Source organism: Nocardia sp. NPDC055029 (genome assembly GCF_053608525.1).
On record NZ_JBSGVQ010000062.1, the window covers coordinates 14,916 to 30,906 of the forward strand.

The 15,991-nt window shown below is 68.6% G+C and carries 15 protein-coding genes; 6 read left to right on the plus strand and 9 right to left on the minus strand.

What is annotated here, in order from left to right; all coding sequences use genetic code 11:
• Positions 1 to 26: 26 nt before the first annotated feature.
• Positions 27 to 2,597 (minus strand): alpha-glucan family phosphorylase, encoded by a 2,571-nt coding sequence (gene glgP, locus ACWF9G_RS32915; RefSeq protein WP_379310309.1) that lies wholly within the window; start codon positions 2,595 to 2,597, stop codon positions 27 to 29.
• A gap of 270 nt (positions 2,598 to 2,867) precedes the next feature.
• On the opposite strand from glgP, the gene ACWF9G_RS32920 reads away from it, so the two are divergent.
• Positions 2,868 to 3,404 carry a hypothetical protein gene (locus ACWF9G_RS32920; RefSeq protein ID WP_452520069.1) on the plus strand — a complete coding sequence of 179 codons (537 nt, stop codon included), beginning with the start codon at positions 2,868 to 2,870 and terminating at the stop codon, positions 3,402 to 3,404.
• A gap of 103 nt (positions 3,405 to 3,507) precedes the next feature.
• Here ACWF9G_RS32920 and ACWF9G_RS32925 read toward each other — a convergent pair whose 3' ends face one another.
• The gene (locus ACWF9G_RS32925; protein WP_379310311.1) at positions 3,508 to 3,930 is read right to left on the minus strand and encodes a VOC family protein; all 423 of its coding nucleotides are present in this window, start codon (positions 3,928 to 3,930) and stop codon (positions 3,508 to 3,510) included.
• A gap of 79 nt (positions 3,931 to 4,009) precedes the next feature.
• Between ACWF9G_RS32925 and ACWF9G_RS32930 the strand changes: the two genes are divergently transcribed.
• From ACWF9G_RS32930 to glgB, 3 genes are all read left to right on the plus strand, one after another.
• Positions 4,010 to 4,600, plus strand: a complete 591-nt coding sequence (locus ACWF9G_RS32930; protein WP_452520070.1) for a TetR/AcrR family transcriptional regulator — start codon at positions 4,010 to 4,012, stop codon at positions 4,598 to 4,600.
• A 98-nt stretch (positions 4,601 to 4,698) separates the two neighbouring features.
• The gene (locus ACWF9G_RS32935) at positions 4,699 to 6,699 is read left to right on the plus strand and encodes a maltotransferase domain-containing protein (RefSeq protein WP_452520071.1); all 2,001 of its coding nucleotides are present in this window, start codon (positions 4,699 to 4,701) and stop codon (positions 6,697 to 6,699) included.
• The gene (gene glgB / locus ACWF9G_RS32940; protein ID WP_452520073.1) at positions 6,700 to 8,856 is read left to right on the plus strand and encodes a 1,4-alpha-glucan branching protein GlgB; all 2,157 of its coding nucleotides are present in this window, start codon (positions 6,700 to 6,702) and stop codon (positions 8,854 to 8,856) included.
• Positions 8,857 to 8,858: 2 nt separating this feature from the next.
• Here glgB and ACWF9G_RS32945 read toward each other — a convergent pair whose 3' ends face one another.
• From ACWF9G_RS32945 to ACWF9G_RS32965, 5 genes are all read right to left on the minus strand, one after another.
• Entirely contained in the window at positions 8,859 to 9,248 is a 390-nt protein-coding gene (locus tag ACWF9G_RS32945; protein ID WP_452520074.1) for a nitroreductase/quinone reductase family protein, read from the minus strand.
• 14 nt (positions 9,249 to 9,262) lie between these two features.
• Positions 9,263 to 10,348: a class I SAM-dependent methyltransferase gene (locus ACWF9G_RS32950; RefSeq protein ID WP_379310316.1), complete on the minus strand. Its 1,086-nt coding sequence runs from the start codon at positions 10,346 to 10,348 to the stop codon at positions 9,263 to 9,265.
• 111 nt (positions 10,349 to 10,459) lie between these two features.
• Positions 10,460 to 11,317, minus strand: coding sequence for a tetratricopeptide repeat protein (locus ACWF9G_RS32955; protein ID WP_452520076.1), 858 nt, complete (start codon positions 11,315 to 11,317; stop codon positions 10,460 to 10,462).
• Between the two features lie 61 nt (positions 11,318 to 11,378).
• The gene (locus ACWF9G_RS32960) at positions 11,379 to 11,747 is read right to left on the minus strand and encodes a DUF3817 domain-containing protein (protein ID WP_379310317.1); all 369 of its coding nucleotides are present in this window, start codon (positions 11,745 to 11,747) and stop codon (positions 11,379 to 11,381) included.
• 98 nt (positions 11,748 to 11,845) lie between these two features.
• Positions 11,846 to 13,030: an acetyl-CoA C-acetyltransferase gene (locus ACWF9G_RS32965; protein ID WP_379310318.1), complete on the minus strand. Its 1,185-nt coding sequence runs from the start codon at positions 13,028 to 13,030 to the stop codon at positions 11,846 to 11,848.
• Positions 13,031 to 13,163: 133 nt separating this feature from the next.
• Between ACWF9G_RS32965 and mce the strand changes: the two genes are divergently transcribed.
• A complete protein-coding gene (mce, locus tag ACWF9G_RS32970; protein ID WP_378856262.1) occupies positions 13,164 to 13,625 on the plus strand; it encodes a methylmalonyl-CoA epimerase in 462 nt (153 codons plus the stop codon).
• A gap of 86 nt (positions 13,626 to 13,711) precedes the next feature.
• Positions 13,712 to 14,719 (plus strand): coiled-coil domain-containing protein, encoded by a 1,008-nt coding sequence (locus tag ACWF9G_RS32975; protein WP_189034694.1) that lies wholly within the window; start codon positions 13,712 to 13,714, stop codon positions 14,717 to 14,719.
• Positions 14,720 to 14,818: 99 nt separating this feature from the next.
• On the opposite strand, the gene ACWF9G_RS32980 is transcribed toward ACWF9G_RS32975, so the two are convergent.
• On the minus strand, positions 14,819 to 15,109 hold the full coding sequence (locus ACWF9G_RS32980; RefSeq protein WP_379311510.1) for an ATP/GTP-binding protein: 291 nt from the start codon (positions 15,107 to 15,109) through the stop codon (positions 14,819 to 14,821).
• Between the two features lie 10 nt (positions 15,110 to 15,119).
• Complete coding sequence (gene nucS / locus ACWF9G_RS32985) at positions 15,120 to 15,863, minus strand: endonuclease NucS (protein WP_379311509.1); 744 nt, start codon at positions 15,861 to 15,863, stop codon at positions 15,120 to 15,122.
• Positions 15,864 to 15,991 lie beyond the last annotated feature (128 nt).

Consider the following 15,991-nt stretch of genomic DNA (forward strand, 5'->3'; position numbering starts at 1 on the left):
ACTCACCGCTGCCGTCGCGGTGCAGGTCACGCTCCCGCTACGGCCACCAACCCCAGCTCGGCGTCGGAGGCCAGCAGCGCGTTGTGCGGCAGCACCCGCACGGTGTAGCCGACCGCGCCGGACAGCGGGACCGGGGACTGCACGGAGTACAGGTGGGTTCCGTCGTCGGTGCCGGTGTGCGCCATCTCGATGACGGTGGTGTCGGACAGGTCGTCGGTCGGCGACACCCGCCCGAGCACGGCCTGCACCACGACATCCGAGGGCGCGAGCCCGCCGAGTTCGACGCGCGCGCGCAGCGACAGTTCCGCGCCGATCACCGGGGTGTCGGGCAGTCCGGAGCTGTCGACCTGCACCACCCGCACCGACGGCCACGCCGCGTCGACCCGCTTGCGGTACTCGGCGACCTGCGCGGCGCCGGCGAACTTGTCGGCGGCGGCCCGGCCGAACGCCGCGGCCGCGGGACCGTAGTACTGCTCGGCGTAGTCGCGCACCATGCGCGAGGCCAGCACCTGCGGGCTGGTGGTCTGCAGGGTATGGCGCACCATCTCGGTCCAGCGGACCGGGACACCGGCGGCGTCGCGATCGTAGAAGCGGGGCGCGACGGTGCGCTCGACGAGCTCGTACAGTGCCGAGGCCTCGAGATCGTCGCGACGGTGCTCGTCGCGGACGCCGTCGGCGGTGGGGATGCCCCAGCCGTTCTCGCCGTCGTACATCTCGTCCCACCAGCCGTCGCGGATGGACAGGTTCAGCCCGCCGTTGAGCGCGGACTTCATGCCGGAGGTACCGCACGCCTCGAGCGGGCGCAGCGGATTGTTCAGCCACACATCGCAACCCCAGTACAGGTAGCGGGCCATCGACATGTCGTAGTCGGGCAGGAAGACGATGCGATGCCGCACCGCGGGATCGTCGGCGAAGCGGACGACCTGCTGGATCAGCGCCTTGCCACCGTCGTCGGCGGGGTGGCTCTTGCCTGCGACCACCAGCTGCACCGGACGCTGCGGATCGAGCAGCAGCGCGCGCAGCCGTTCCGGATCGCGCAGCATCAGGGTGAGGCGCTTGTAGGTGGGCACGCGGCGGGCGAAGCCGACGGTGAGCACATTCGGGTCGAAGACGTCGTCGATCCAGGCCAGTTCGGCGTCGGCCGCGCCGCGCTGGTGCCAGGAGGCGCGCAGCCTGCGGCGTACCTCGTCGATCAGCACACCGCGCAAGGTGTTTCGCGTCGACCACAGCTGCCCGAGGTCGACGTCGCTGAGCTTCTCCCAGCCCCGCGCCTCCTCGACCAGTTCGGGGCCGACGAGCTCGCGGGCCTTGTCGATCCATTCCCGCGCCGCCCAGGTCGGCGCGTGCACGCCGTTGGTGACCGAGCCGATCGGCACCTCGGACGCGTCGAAGCCCGGCCACAGCCCGGCGAACATCTCCCGGCTGACCTCGCCGTGCAGTTTCGACACGCCGTTGGCGCGCTGCGCCATCCGCAGACCCATGTGCGCCATGTTGAACACCGACGGATCGGACTCACGGCCGAAGGCGAGGATCCGGTCGATGGAAAGCCCTGGCAGCAAGGCGGATTCGGATTCGCCGTGCGCGCCACCGAAGTAGCGGCGCACCAGCGGCATCGGGAACCGGTCGATGCCCGCGGGCACCGGGGTGTGTGTGGTGAAGACGGTGCCCGCCCGCACCGCGGCCAGTGCGGTGTCGAAATCCAGTCCGTCCGCGATGAATTCGCGGATGCGCTCGACCCCGAGGAAACCGGCGTGGCCCTCGTTCATATGGAAGACATCGGGATCGGGCAGGCCGTTAGCACGGGTATAAGCGCGCACCGCGCGGACACCGCCGATACCCGCCAGGATCTCCTGCTTGATCCGGTGATCCTGGTCGCCGCCGTAGAGCCGGTCGGTGACCGCGCGCAATTCCGGATCGTTCTCGGCGATATCGGAATCGAGCAGCAGCAATGGAATCCGGCCGACCTGGGCGATCCACACCCTGGCCCGCAGCACCCGGCCCTCCGGCATGCCGACATGGATCAGCACCGGCGACCCGTCGCTGGTGAGCAACCGCAACGGCAATCCCTGCGGATCCAGTGCCGGATAGTGCTCCATCTGCCAGCCGTCGGCCGACAGCGACTGCCGGAAATACCCGGAGCGGTACAGCAGTCCGACGCCGATCAGCGGCAGCCCCAGATCGGACGCGGCCTTGAGGTGATCACCGGCGAGGATGCCGAGACCACCGGAATAGTTCGGCAGCACCTCGGTGACGCCGAACTCCATCGAGAAGTAGGCGATGCCGGACACGTCGGTTCCGGTCTGCTCCTGGAACCAGCGCGGCCGGGTCAGGTAATCCCGCAGACCGGCCGCCGCCGCGTCGACACGGGCGATATAGGCGGGATCGGCGGCGAGCTCGTCGAGCCGCTCGGCGGGCACCTCCCCCAGCATCCGCACCGGGTCCTGACCGACGGCACGCCACAACTCCGGGTCGAGTTCGGCGAACAGATCCTGCGTGGGGCCGTGCCACGACCACCGCAGGTTCGTCGACAACTCACCCAGCGCGGCGAGCCGCTCCGGCAGATGGGCACGGACAGTGAACCGACGAAGTGCCTTCACCCCCCGAGACCCTACCGCCTCCCCGCGAATTCAGCGTGTCGCCCGGGAGCTCGGAGGTTGGCTGTCGGACTTGCGTTGGGTGCGCGGTGGCTGGGAAGCGGTTGGGGAGTTACCGACGTTCTCACCAGTTCTCAAAACGGATTGGTCCCCGATTGTCAATGTGAAATAGATCACAAAAGTTGCCTTTAAAGCGCGACGGCTATTACTAATAGCCCGGTCGACGTTCGATTAGTCCGGGTCGGGGGGCAACAGGTCGAGAGGGAGTACTTAATGTTCAAGCGCTCAACTCGCAATATTCTTCTCGGTGCACTGCCGGTGGTTGTGGCGGTCACCTTCGCTGGAAGTGGTGTCGCGTCGGCGGATGCCCACGCCGACCAGCAGGCTCAGCCGGCCACCGCGTTGGCCCTCCAGGATGACAGCTACGAGACCGCCATCGCCGAGTTCTCGTTCGGATCCGCCACCCCGGCGGGCGCAGCGATTTCGCAGCACGCCGAGCTTTCAGGCGAAGGCCCCGTTTCGGAGGTGGCCGCTCCCGTGGTTTCGGATGTGATCGAGACCCAGCTGCACGACGTCGCGACCGATCCGAAGGCCGAGAACCCCGACCCGGTGATCAACGGCGCCCTCGCCGGTGCCGGTATCGGTGCGCTCGTCACCCTGGTCAACTGCATCCCGTCCGTGATCGTGTTGGGCGTGGGCTACCCGCTGTGCCTCATTGTCGGCACACTCCCCCACGCGCTCATCGGTGCCATGATCGGTGGCTACGTGGGCCACGTGAACCCCGAGGTCATTCCGCAGGTCCTGCCCTGAGAGGGCGGGTCGGCAGGTAACTGCCCCCGGCTCGGGGACTCCCGGTGCCGCTGCGGTGAAAAACGCAGTCGCGCCGGGAGTCTCGCTTTTTGCCGGCGCAGGTCTACTGGGTGAACTGGGCGGCGAATTCCGGGGTGGGTGGGACCTCGGTGATGACGTCGATCAGGACGCCGGAGGGGTCGGCGACGATGAAGTGGCGCTGGCCGAAGTCTTCGGTGCGGAGTTCGAGTTCGGCGCGCAGGCCACCGGTGACTACGAGGCGTTCCCATTCTGCGTCGACGTTGTCGACCTCGAAGTTCAGCACGATGCCCTGGACCGGTTTGCCGTACCCGGCGGGGATGGTCGGGTGGGTGGGGTCGAGCAGGGCCAGCTCGTAGGCGGGTTCGCCGTCGCCGCCCTGGCGGCGCAGGCTGACGTACCAGTCGGCCTCGAAGGTGACCTCGAAGCCGAACCAGCGCGTGTAGAAGTCGCGGGATTCCGCGATCTGGGTGGTGGCGAGGACCGGGTAGAAGCTGCTCAGTGCCATGACGTTTCCCTTTCACATACCGTCGGTATGTATCGTAGACTAGTTCACATACCGGCGGTAGGTCAATGGGAGGACGGCGATGGCGGCGACCACGCGGACACAGCAGCGGGAGGAGACACGGCGCGTCCTGCTGACGCAGAGCAGGCGCCTGTTCGCCGCGAAAGGCTATGCGGCCGTGGGCCTGTCGGAGATCGTGTCGGCGTCCGGGGTCACCAAGGGCGCGCTGTACCACCACTTCGACAGCAAGGCCGAGCTGTTCAAGGCGGTGCTCACCCAGGTCCAGGAGGAGGTCGGCGCGCAGGTGGCCGCCGCCGCGGACGCCGAGCCGGATCCGTGGACACAGCTGACCACCGGCTGCGCCGCCTTCCTGCGGGCGTGCGCCGACCCCCTGGTCCAGCGGATCATGCTGATCGACGGTCCCGCCGTGCTCGGCTGGCACGAATGGCGCGCGATGGACGAGGCCAATTCGGCACGCCACCTGGACGAAGCCCTGCGATCACTGGTCGACGCCGGGATACTCCCGGAGCAACCGGTCGCCCCGCTGACCCAGCTCCTCTCCGGCGCGATGAACGAGGCCGCCCTGTGGCTGGCCACCACCGCCGACCCCGGCGCACTTCCCGACACCATCACCGCGCTCGACCGGCTCCTCGCGGGCTTGCGCGCCGTCTGATTCCGGTGGCTCCCGGCCTCGGCTCGACCGCCGAACCCGCGCACACGGGGCCCGCGTCCCGCGACCCCCGACTGCCGCACATGCAGTAGGTTTGTGCGGTGACCGGCCGGATTGCCATCGATGACATCGCCCCGTCGATACCCGGCGGACGCCCGGCCAAGGCCGCGGTGGGCGAGGTGTTTCCCGTCCGCGCCGTCGTGTGGCGCGAGGGCCACGACGCCGTGGCCGCGACGCTGGCGGTCCGCGCGCCAGGCTCGTCGCGCATCACCCGCATCCGGATGTCGCCCGACTACGAACCGGACGTCTTCAACGCGATCTTCACCCCGAACACCCCCGGCACCTGGACCTTCCGCATCGAAGGCTGGAGCGACCCGATCGCGACCTGGCGTTCGGCGGTCGAGGCCAAGCTCGCGGTCGGCCAGAGCGCCGCCGACCTGGCCAACGACCTCGAGATCGGCGCCACTCTCTTCGAGCGGGCCGCCCAGCTGGTCCCGAAGAAGCAGTTCGAACGACTGCGGGCCGCCGCCACCGCCCTGCGCGGCGACGAGCAGCTCCCCGCCAGGGTCGCGCCCGCGTTCTCCGAGGAGGTCGCCGAGATCCTGCGCGCGACCCCGCTGCGCGAGATGGTCACCCGCGGCGCCCAGCACTCGGTGCTGGTGGAGCGCCGCCGCGCACTGGTCGGGTCGTGGTACGAGTTCTTCCCACGGTCGACCGGCGGCTGGGACGCCGACGGCGACCCCGTGCACGGCACCTTCGCGACGTCCGCCCGCGAACTCCCCCGCATCGCGGGCATGGGCTTCGACGTGGTCTACCTGCCGCCGGTCCACCCGGTCGGCGAGATCAATCGCAAGGGCCGCAACAACACCCTCACGACCGAACCGGGTGATGTCGGTTCGCCGTGGGCCATCGGCTCGGCCGAGGGCGGCCACGACGCGATCCACCCCCTGCTCGGCACGGAGGCCGATTTCACCGAATTCGTCGCCACCGCACAGGGTCTCGGCCTGGAAGTCGCACTCGACCTCGCCTTGCAGTGCGCACCGGACCACCCGTGGGTGCGGGCCCACCCGGAGTGGTTCACCACCCTGCCCGACGGCACCATCGCCTTCGCGGAGAACCCGCCGAAGAAGTACCAGGACATCTACCCGGTCAACTTCGACAACGACCCCGACGGCCTCTACGCCGAGGTGCTGCGGGTCGTGCGGCACTGGATCGCCTTGGGCGTCACCATCTTCCGTGTCGACAATCCGCACACCAAGCCCGCGGACTTCTGGGAGTGGCTGATCGCGCAGGTGCGCCGCACCGATCCCGACGTGATCTTCCTGTCCGAGGCCTTCACCCGCCCCGCCCGGCTCTACGGGCTGGCACGCCGCGGCTTCAGCCAGTCCTACACGTATTTCACCTGGCGCGTCTACAAGTGGGAGCTCACCGAGTTCGGCAACGAGCTGGCCGCCAAGGCCGACGAGGCAAGGCCGAACCTGTTCGTGAACACCCCCGACATCCTGCACGAGAGCCTGCAGCACGGCGGTCCTGGCATGTTCGCCATCCGCGCCGTCCTCGCCGCGACCCTGTCCCCCACGTGGGGTGTGTATTCCGGCTACGAGCTGTTCGAACACGAGGCGGTGCGGCCAGGCAGCGAGGAATACCTGGACTCGGAGAAGTACGAACTGCGGCCCCGCGATTTCGCCGGCGCGCTGGCCCGCGGCGAATCGCTGGAACCGTGGCTGACCCGGCTCAACGAGATCCGCCGCGCCCACCCCGCGCTACAGCAGTTGCGCTGCATCCACTTCCACTCGATCGACAACGACGCGCTACTCGCGTACTCCAAGTTCGATCCGATCTCCGGTGACGCGGTGCTGGTGATCGTGAATCTGAACCCGTACGGCGCCGAACAGGGTCACATCTCGCTGGACCTGCCCGCGATCGGCCGCGAATGGCACGACCACCCGGTGGTGTTCGACGAGGTCAGCGGCGAGGAATATCACTGGGGGCAAACAAATTTCGTGCGCCTCGATCCCGCCCGCGCCCCCGCGCACATCCTGGCGTTGCCCGCCGTCCCCGCCGCCGCCCGGGCACCGCTGGCCTATCGCAGGACGCTGTAGATGAAACGCCGCGATCTGATGCTGCTTGCGGCGGGTACCCATCCCGACCCGCACACCGTCCTCGGCGCGCACCCGCACGCCGACGGCACCGCGGTCCGGGTGCTGCGCCCGCACGCCGAGACAGTGACCGTGCTGGTCGGCGCCACCGAGCATCCGCTGAAGTCGTTGGGGCACGGCGTATTCGCTGCGGTCCTGCCGTATCCGCAGATCGACGATTACCGCGTGCGCACCGAATACCCCGGCGGCCAGACGGTGATCGCCGCCGACGGCTACCGCTTCCTTCCCACCGTCGGCGAGTTCGATCTGCACCTGATCGGCGAGGGCCGCCACACCCGGCTGTGGGAGGTGCTCGGCGCGCATCCGCGGCGCTACACCACCCTCGACGGCGACGTCGACGGCACCTCGTTCGCGGTGTGGGCGCCGAATGCCCGCGGCGTCACCGTCTTCGGTGATTTCGACCACTGGAGCGGCAGCTCGGCGCCGATGCGCGCGCTCGGTACGTCCGGGGTGTGGGAGGTGTTCGTGCCCGGCGTCGGGCCGGGCACGCGCTACAAGTACCGGGTGCACGGCGCCGACGGCCGCGTCGTCGATCATGCCGACCCACTGGCCTTCTCGACCGAGGTGCCGCCCGCGACGGCGTCGGTGGTCAGCCGCGCCGACCACGTGTGGACCGACAGCGCGTGGCTGGACCGCCGCGCGCGCACCGACGCCACCCACTCCCCCATGAGCGTCTACGAGGTGCACCTCGGGTCATGGCGTCCCGGCCTCGGCTACCGCGAACTGGCCGAACAGCTCGCCGACTACGTGCGCACGACCGGCTTCACCCATGTCGAACTGCTGCCGGTCGCCGAGCACCCGTTCGGCGGCTCGTGGGGCTACCAGGTCACCTCCTACTACGCGCCCACCTCCCGCTTCGGCAGCCCCGACGACTTCCGCTACTTCGTCGACCACCTGCACACCGCGGGCATCGGCGTGCTGCTGGACTGGGTGCCCGCGCACTTCCCGCGCGACGAATGGGCGCTGGCCCGCTTCGACGGCACCCCGCTCTACGAACACCCCGACCCACGCCGCGGCGAGCAACTCGACTGGGGCACCTACGTTTTCGACTTCGGCCGCAACGAGGTCCGCAACTTCCTGGTCGCCAACGCCGCGTTCTGGATCGAGGAGTTCCACATCGACGGCCTGCGCGTCGACGCGGTCGCCTCCATGCTCTACCTGGACTACTCGCGTCCCGAGGGTGGCTGGGAGCCGAATGTCTACGGAGGCAGGGAGAACCTGGAAGCCGTCGACTTCCTGCAGGAACTCAACGACACCGTGCACCGCGCCTACCCTGGCGTCGTCACCGTCGCGGAGGAGTCGACCACCTGGCCCGGCGTCACCCGCGGCACCGATGTCGGCGGCCTCGGTTTCACCATGAAGTGGAACATGGGCTGGATGCACGACACCCTCGGCTACCTGGGCCGCGACCCGATCCACCGGTCCTGGCACCACAACGAGATGACGTTCTCGCTGGTCTACGCGTGGAGCGAGAACTACGTGCTGCCGATCAGCCACGACGAGGTCGTGCACGGCAAGGGCACGCTGTGGACGCGGATGCCCGGCGACGACTTCGCCAAGGCGAGCGGTGTGCGCGCCCTGCTCGCCTACATGTGGTCACACCCCGGCAAGCAACTGCTGTTCATGGGCCAGGAGTTCGGCCAGTTCCGCGAATGGGACAACGACCGCGGCCTGGACTGGCACGAGCTGGAAAACCCACTGCACCAGGGCATCTCGACGATGATCGCCGACCTCAACCGCACCTACACCGCGCATCCGGCGCTCTGGAGCCAGGACACCACCCCCGGCGGGCACTCCTGGATCGAGGCCGACGACAGTGCGGCCAATGTCTTCGCGTTCCTGCGCTGGGGCTCCGACGGCAGCGCGGTCGCCTGTGTCTTCAACTTCTCCGGCTCCACCAGACAGGGCTACCGGATCGGCTTGCCGCACAGCGGTTCCTGGCGCGAGGTCCTCAATACCGACGCCCAGGAATACGGCGGCTCCGGCGTCGGCAATCTCGGCGTTGTCGCCGCCGACGACACCGCGTGGCACGGCCGCCCCGCCTCGGCCACCGTCACCCTGGCCCCGAACAGCGCGGTCTGGCTGGCCGCCGAGCGCTGAGCTCAGTCCAGGTCGATCCGGATCGTCAGCAGGTCGGTGCCGACCGCGCGCACCGCGGCGCTGTTGTAGCGCGGAAGCGCACGCAACCGGGCGCGCGGGTCGTCGTCGTGCACCAGGTGGGCGCTGCCGCTGTGCCAGCGCCCGTGCAGCCGCACCCGCACCCGGTTGTCGGCCATGATGTTGCGCACGTACTGCGAGCGCTCACCGAACTCGGAGACCAGCCAGAACTGGTCTCCGGTACGCCGCCCACCGATCGGCGTGATGCGCGGCTGCCCGCTCACCCGGCCGGTGGTCTCGAGCAGCTGATGGCCGGGCAGTCTGCGCACGACCCGGTTGAGCGGCCGCTGCAACGTGGTCACGACCCGGTGCTGAATATCCCTCTTGGAGGCCATGTTTCGACCGTAGCTCAATCTTTGGCCGCGACGTAGTAAGTGTTGAGCGGATCACCGTCGACATGATGGATCTGCACGTCGGTGAACCCGGCATCGGCGAGCATCGACAGCGCACGCTGCTCACCCCAGACCGTGCCGAGCCCGTCGCCACCCTGCCCCAGCGACACCGACATGCAGTGCATCGTCGAGATCGCGTACAGGAACGGGCCGAGCGGCAGGTCGATGTTCTCCTCGAGCATGCTCGACGCGTGGATGTCGACCATCAGGAAGACACCGTAGGAGCGCAGCGCCGCGGCGATGTTGGCCAGCACCCGCGCCGGATGCGCCTGGTCGTGGATCGCGTCGAAGACGGTGATCAGATCGCAGGTGCCTGGCTCGTTCAGCTCCGCGACATCCTGGACGACGAACTCGACATTGGTCAGGCCCATCGCCTCGGCCTCGGCCCGGCCCGCAGCGATCGCGTCGGCGGAGAAGTCGTAGCCGCGGAACCGGCTGGCCGGGAACGCCCGCGCCATCAGGTTCACCGCGTGGCCGCTGCCGCACGCGATATCGGCGACGTCCATCCCCATCAGCAGCCGGTCGGTCAGCCCTGGCGACATCGGCAGCACCACGTCGATCAGCGCGGCGTCGAACACCTCGGCGCTCTCCTCCGCCATCAGCGCGTGGAACCGGGCGTAGTCGTCGTAGGACAGGCCGCCGCCGATCCGGAACCGTTCGACGATCTTGGGCTCCACCTCGCCGAGCTGGGCGATGAACTGCATGATCCTGGCCAGGTTCTCCGGGCCTGCGGCCCTGGTCAGGCTCGCCGCGTGCGCGGGCGGCAGGGTGTAGGTGGCGGTCGGCGGGTCGTAGCGCACGATGCCCGCGGTGGTGACGGCGCCGAGCCATTCGCGGACATAGCGCTCGTCCAGCCCGGCCGCCGCGGCGAGTGCCGAACTGGTCGCGCCCGGGTTGGCCGCCATGGTGTCGAACAGCCCGACCTGGTGGCCCATGCTGATCATCAGGGCGGTGCTCGCGTGGTCGAGCATCTCGATCATCGTGCCCGCGAAGGCTTCCACCTCGGCCTGGTCCGGCGCGGCCGAATGGTCCAGTGAGGTCATATCGTTCTCCTCCGGTCAGCTCGCGGCCCGGTGCCGCGGGTCTACTGGAGATACGGCGGGGCCGTCCCGGCAGTTCAGCCGGGACGGCCCCGAGAAGGAAGGTTCGACGCGTCAGTACAGCGCGGTGGCCAGCTTGCGACGGGCCGCGACGACGAAGGGCTCGGCCTGATCGAACAGCTCGAACAGCTCGAGCAGACGGGTGCGCGCCGTGGTGCGGTCGTCGCCCGCGGTGCGCTTGATGACGGCGATGATCCGTTCGAACGCGGCCTCGGGGCGCTGCTCGAGCAGCTCCACGTCGGCGGCGTCGAGGGCGGCGTCCAGATTCGCCGGATCGGCGTCGGCGGTGGCGACCACGGCCGGGTCGATCTGCTGGGCCCTGGTCAGGAAGCGCAGCTGACGCAGGGCCGCCTTGGCTTCCTCGTTGGCGGGTTCCGCGGCCAGGATCGCCTCGTAGGCCGCCTCGGCGCCGGCGATGTCACCCTCGGCGAGCGCGTCCTCGGCGGCGGTGAAGCGCGGGTCCTCGACCTCGGGCTCCGGCCCGTTGGGGTCGCCCTCGAGCTTGCCCGCCGTCGCGTCCATGACCGCGTCCAGCCACTGCCGGACCTGGGCCTCGGGCTGGGCACCCTCGAAGTCGGCCAGCGGCTGCCCGCCCGCCACCGCGATCACCGTGGGAATGCCCTGCACGCGCAGCGCCTGCACGATGTTCATGTTCGGCTCGGCCTCGATGGCGGCCAGATCCCAGGCACCCCGATCGTCGGCATTGAGCCGTTCCAGCGTGCGGATCAGTTCGACGCTGCCCGGGCTGCGCTGCGAGTACAGCGCGACCACCACGGGCACCTGCATCGAGCGGCGGATGACCTTGGTCTCGAAATCCGCCTCGGTCACCGAGTGGTTCCCCGAGGCCGCAGGCGCACCGCCGGGAGCGGCGGGCGGCTGCTTCAGCGCGGACAGATCCACCGCACCGGACATGGCGGCGGCAGCGGCGGGCGAAGGACGACGGGCAGCGGGTCGAGTCACAGTTTCCAGTTTGTCACGAAGCCGTCGGAGCGGCTGCCGGGGAGCCCTTCGCGGCGCCGGTGCTCAGCTCGCCGAGCTGGCCGGTGCGCACGGCCCAGACCTCGAAGATCACGGTGGCCAGCGGCGGAATGCTCGACGCCAGCGCCAGCACGGTGGTCTTCCAGCTCCAGTTCAGCTCACGCGCGGCCAGCAGCGCGGTGATCACGAACAGCACGAAGATGCCGCCGTGCACCGGGCCGAAGATCTTCACGCCGATCTCGTTGCCCTCGGCGGGGATGTACTTGAACGCCATACCGGTCAGCAGACCGATCCACGACAGTGCCTCGAGCACCGCGAAGAACCGGAAACGACTGGCAGTGGACCGCAGATCGAAGAAACCCATGATCCCCATTGTGCCGGACCCACTACGACACTACGTAGTTGGACCGGTCACACAACCGGGCCCCCGCGCTCGGCAGGGGCCCGTCGTGTCGAAAAGGATCAGGCGGGGACGCGGATGATCAGCGCGTCGCCCTGGCCGCCACCGCCACACAGCGCGGCAGCGCCCACGCCGCCACCGCGACGCTTCAGCTCCAGCGCCAGGTGCAGCAGGATGCGGGCGCCGGACATGCCGAGCGGGTGGCCGATGGAGATGGCGCCACCGTTGACGTTGACCTTCTCCGGGTCGTAGCCCAGCTTCTTGGTCGAGGAGACACCGACGGCCGCGAAGGCCTCGTTGATCTCGATCAGATCCAGCTCGGCCGGGGTGATGCCTTCCTTCGCGCACGCGGCGAGGATGGCGTTGGCCGGCTGGTCCTGCAGGGTCGAGTCCGGACCGGCGACCTGACCGGCGGCGCCGATCTCGGCGATCCACTCCAGACCCAGCTCCTGCGCCTTGGCCTTGCTCATCACGATCACCGCGGCCGCGCCGTCGGAGATCTGCGAGGCGGTACCCGCGGTGACGGTGCCGTCCTTGCGGAAGGCCGGACGCAGCTTGCCGAGCGACTCGACGGTGGTGTCGGCGCGGATGCCCTCGTCGGTGGTGACGTAGATCGGGTCGCCCTTGCGCTGCGGCACGGCCACCGGCACGACCTCGTCCTCGAACACACCGTTCTTCCACGCGGCGGCGGCGCGCTGGTGCGAGGCCGCGGCCAGCGCGTCCTGCTCCTCGCGGCTGACCTTGTCGAGGTCGTTGCGGTCCTCGGTCAGCAGGCCCATCGCCTGGTCGGTGATCACGTCGTGCAGGCCGTCGTAGGCCATGTGGTCGACGAGGGTGGTGTCGCCGTACTTGTGGCCCTCACGGCTCTTGGGCAGCAGGTGCGGCGTCTGGCTCATCGACTCCATGCCGCCCGCCACGATGATCTCGTGCTCACCGGCGCGGATCAGCTGATCGGCCAGCGCGATCGCGTTGATGCCCGACAGACAGACCTTGTTGATCAGCAGCGACGGCACATCCATCGGGATGCCCGCGGCGATCGCGGCCTGGCGGGCGGGCAGCTGCCCGGCGCCGGCCTGCAGCACCTGACCGAGGATGACGTAGTCGACCTGCTCGGGCGCCACACCACCCTTCTCCAGCGCCGCCTTGATGGCCACACCGGCCAGATCCGAGGCCTTGAAGTCCTTCAGACCGCCCAGGAGCCTGCCGACCGGGGTACGCGCACCGGACACGATGACAGAAGTCGTCACGAAAGCCTCGCATTCATTGAGTCGAACCTCGCCGTGACGCACACAGCGCTCAGCCGTGCACGTCAAGGGTTGCACTCAACGGTAACCGGTATCGGAGCGGACACGGCACCCAGGTACGCGCTAGCTTCGAGGAGTGAGCAACGAGTACATCATCCCCGCCGACTACGTCATCGCCGTCGACCACGTGGGCATCGCCGTGCCCGACCTCGACGCCGCCGTCGCCTGGTACACCGACAATCTCGGCATGGTCGAGACCCATCGCGAGGTCAACGAGGCCCAGGGCGTCGTCGAGGCGATGCTGTCGTGCCCCGCGGCGGCCGACCGCGCCACCGCACTGCAGTTACTGGCCCCGCTGACCCCGGAGTCGACGATCGCCAAGTTCATCGACCGTAGCGGACCGGGCCTGCAGCAGCTGGCCTACCGGGTCACCGACATCGAGGCGGTTTCGGCCTTCCTGCGCGACCGTGGACTGCGTTTGCTGTACGAAGCGCCTCGTCACGGCACTGCCGATTCCCGCATCAATTTCATCCATCCGAAGGATGCTGGCGGTGTGCTGGTCGAGCTCGTCGAGCCGAACCCGAATGTTACGCACTAGTACGCGGATACGGTCGGTAAATCTCGGCGAGATCACAATCCCGGTCGAGTCTCCATAGGCTCGCTCGAGGCTGTATTTTGTGTGCCATGTCGTCACCTGAGTCCGATCGCAATCGCTTCGTTGCACTGCCCTTCACCGTTGTGCGCAAGGGTTATGCGCAAGACGAGGTGCGCAACTACTTCGACCGCTTCGACGCCGAGCTTCGCGTCACCGCCACCGACCGGGATGCTGCCGCCGCGCAGGCCCGGAATCTCGCCAGCCAGCTGGAAGACGCGCGGGACGAGATCGACGAGCTCCGCAAGGAGGTCGACCGGCTTTCCGTGCCGCCGACCACCGCCGAAGGAATGTCCGACCGTATCTCGCGCATGCTGCGCCTCGCCTCGGACGAAGCGTCCGAGGTCCGTGCGCTGGCGCAGGCCGAAGCCGCCGAGATGGTGTCGATCGCCGAGCAGCAGGCCACCGAGATGCGTGGCAAGTACGAGTCGCTGCTCGCGGAGACCAAGGAGAAGCGCGAGGCGCTCGAGATCGAGTTCGAGCAGACCCTCGCGAACGCGCGCACCGAGTCCGCCAAGATCATCGAGGCCGCCCAGGCCGATGTGGAACGTCTCGGCAAGGAGGCCGAGGCCAAGCGCAAGGCCACCCAGCAGGACTTCGAGGCCACCATGAACGATCGGCGCACCAAGCTGACCCGTGCCATGGAGGAGCTCGAGGCCACCAGTCGCGCCGAGGCCGCCCAGCGGATCAAGGACGCGACCGATGAGTCGAACCGCCTCATCAGCTCCGCCACCCAGACCTCCGAGCGCAAGATCGCGCACGCGAAGGAACTGGCCGAGGAGATGCGCGTGCTGCGCGGCCGCGTCCTGGCCCAGCTGCTCGGTATCCGCGGTCAGCTCGACTCGGTGCCCGCCATGCTCGCGGCGGTCAACCGGGAGAGCGAGCTGCTCGACGGTGCCCCCGAGCGCAAGTCCATCAGCAACAACGGCAACAACAAGTCCGTGTCCGGCTCCCGCCAGACCAAAGCCATCCCCGAGGTCGCCGACGACGATTCCGACATCGTCGACGAGGACCGCGAGAACGCCGACATCAGCAACTGACGTCGGACCTGCGACGACATCGGCTCCACCCCGATAGTTGAAGAACCGAAGGCCGCCTCGAATATTCGAGGCGGCCTTCGGTTTTCGTCGTCTTGCGGTTCAGGACCAGCGGCGGGTGATGCCGCGGGTGCGCCTACCGTTCCAGCAGCCCTGATGCCAGTGCCTGCGGTCGTCCTCGCCGCCCTCGGCGGCCCAGGCGACGATGTGGGCGACGCCAGGGGCGATCTCGTGATCACAGCCGGGGCACCGATACGTCTTGACCGCCCTGGCGCCGGGAACCGTTCGGACGATGTAGGTTTCGTCGCCAGGCCCGTCCTCGGTACGCCCGTACACATCCCCCATGGGCGCCGGTTCGCTACGTCGCCCGGAGCGTGGTTTACGTCGCGGCATGGTTCCCAGCCTAGAAGAGGCGGAAAACGTTGCTCTCCGTGCCACGCAGCTCGTCGTAATCGAGCGTGAGGCAGCGGATCCCCCGGTCCTCGGCGAGCGTGCGCGCCTGCGGCTTGATCTGCTGGGCCGCGAACACGCCGGCGACCGGCGCCAGCAGCGGATCGCGATTGAGCAGTTCCAGGTAGCGGGTGAGCTGTTCGACGCCGTCGATCTCACCGCGCCGCTTGATCTCCACGGCCACCGTCGCGCCGTCGGCGTCGCGGCACAGCAGATCCACGGGGCCGATGGCGGTCATGTACTCGCGCCGGATCAGGGTGTACCCCTCGCCCAGCTTCGTCACGTGTTCGGCCAGCAGCTCCTGCAGATGCGCCTCGACGCCGTCCTTGACCAGACCCGGGTCGACGCCCAGTTCGTGCGAGGAGTCGTGCTCGATGTCCTCGATGGTGATGCGCAGTTCCTCGCCGGCCTTGTTGGTCACCACCCACAGCGCCTTGATGTTGTCCGGCAGCGCCGTCTTGCCCTCACGCAGCGCCGTCACACCGGTGGGCAGCTCCGCGGGGACCAGGGTCGCGATATCGCGCTCCTCGAGCCAGCACGGCGGGCTCATCCAGTTCAGCGGCTTGTACGAGCCGCCATCGGAGTGCACGAGCACCGAGCCGTCGGCCTTGATCAGCAGCAATCGGCGAGCCATCGGAAGGTGGGCGGTCAGTCGGCCGACGTAGTCGACCTGGCAACGAGCAATGACAAGGCGCACCCCGAAACTGTAGGTGACGTACCCGGGAACGCAAAAAGGCCCTCCAGCAATGCTGGAGGGCCTTTCGCAATGATGTTCCGGCGGTGTCCTACTCTCCCACACCCTGTCGAGTGCAGTACCATCGGCGC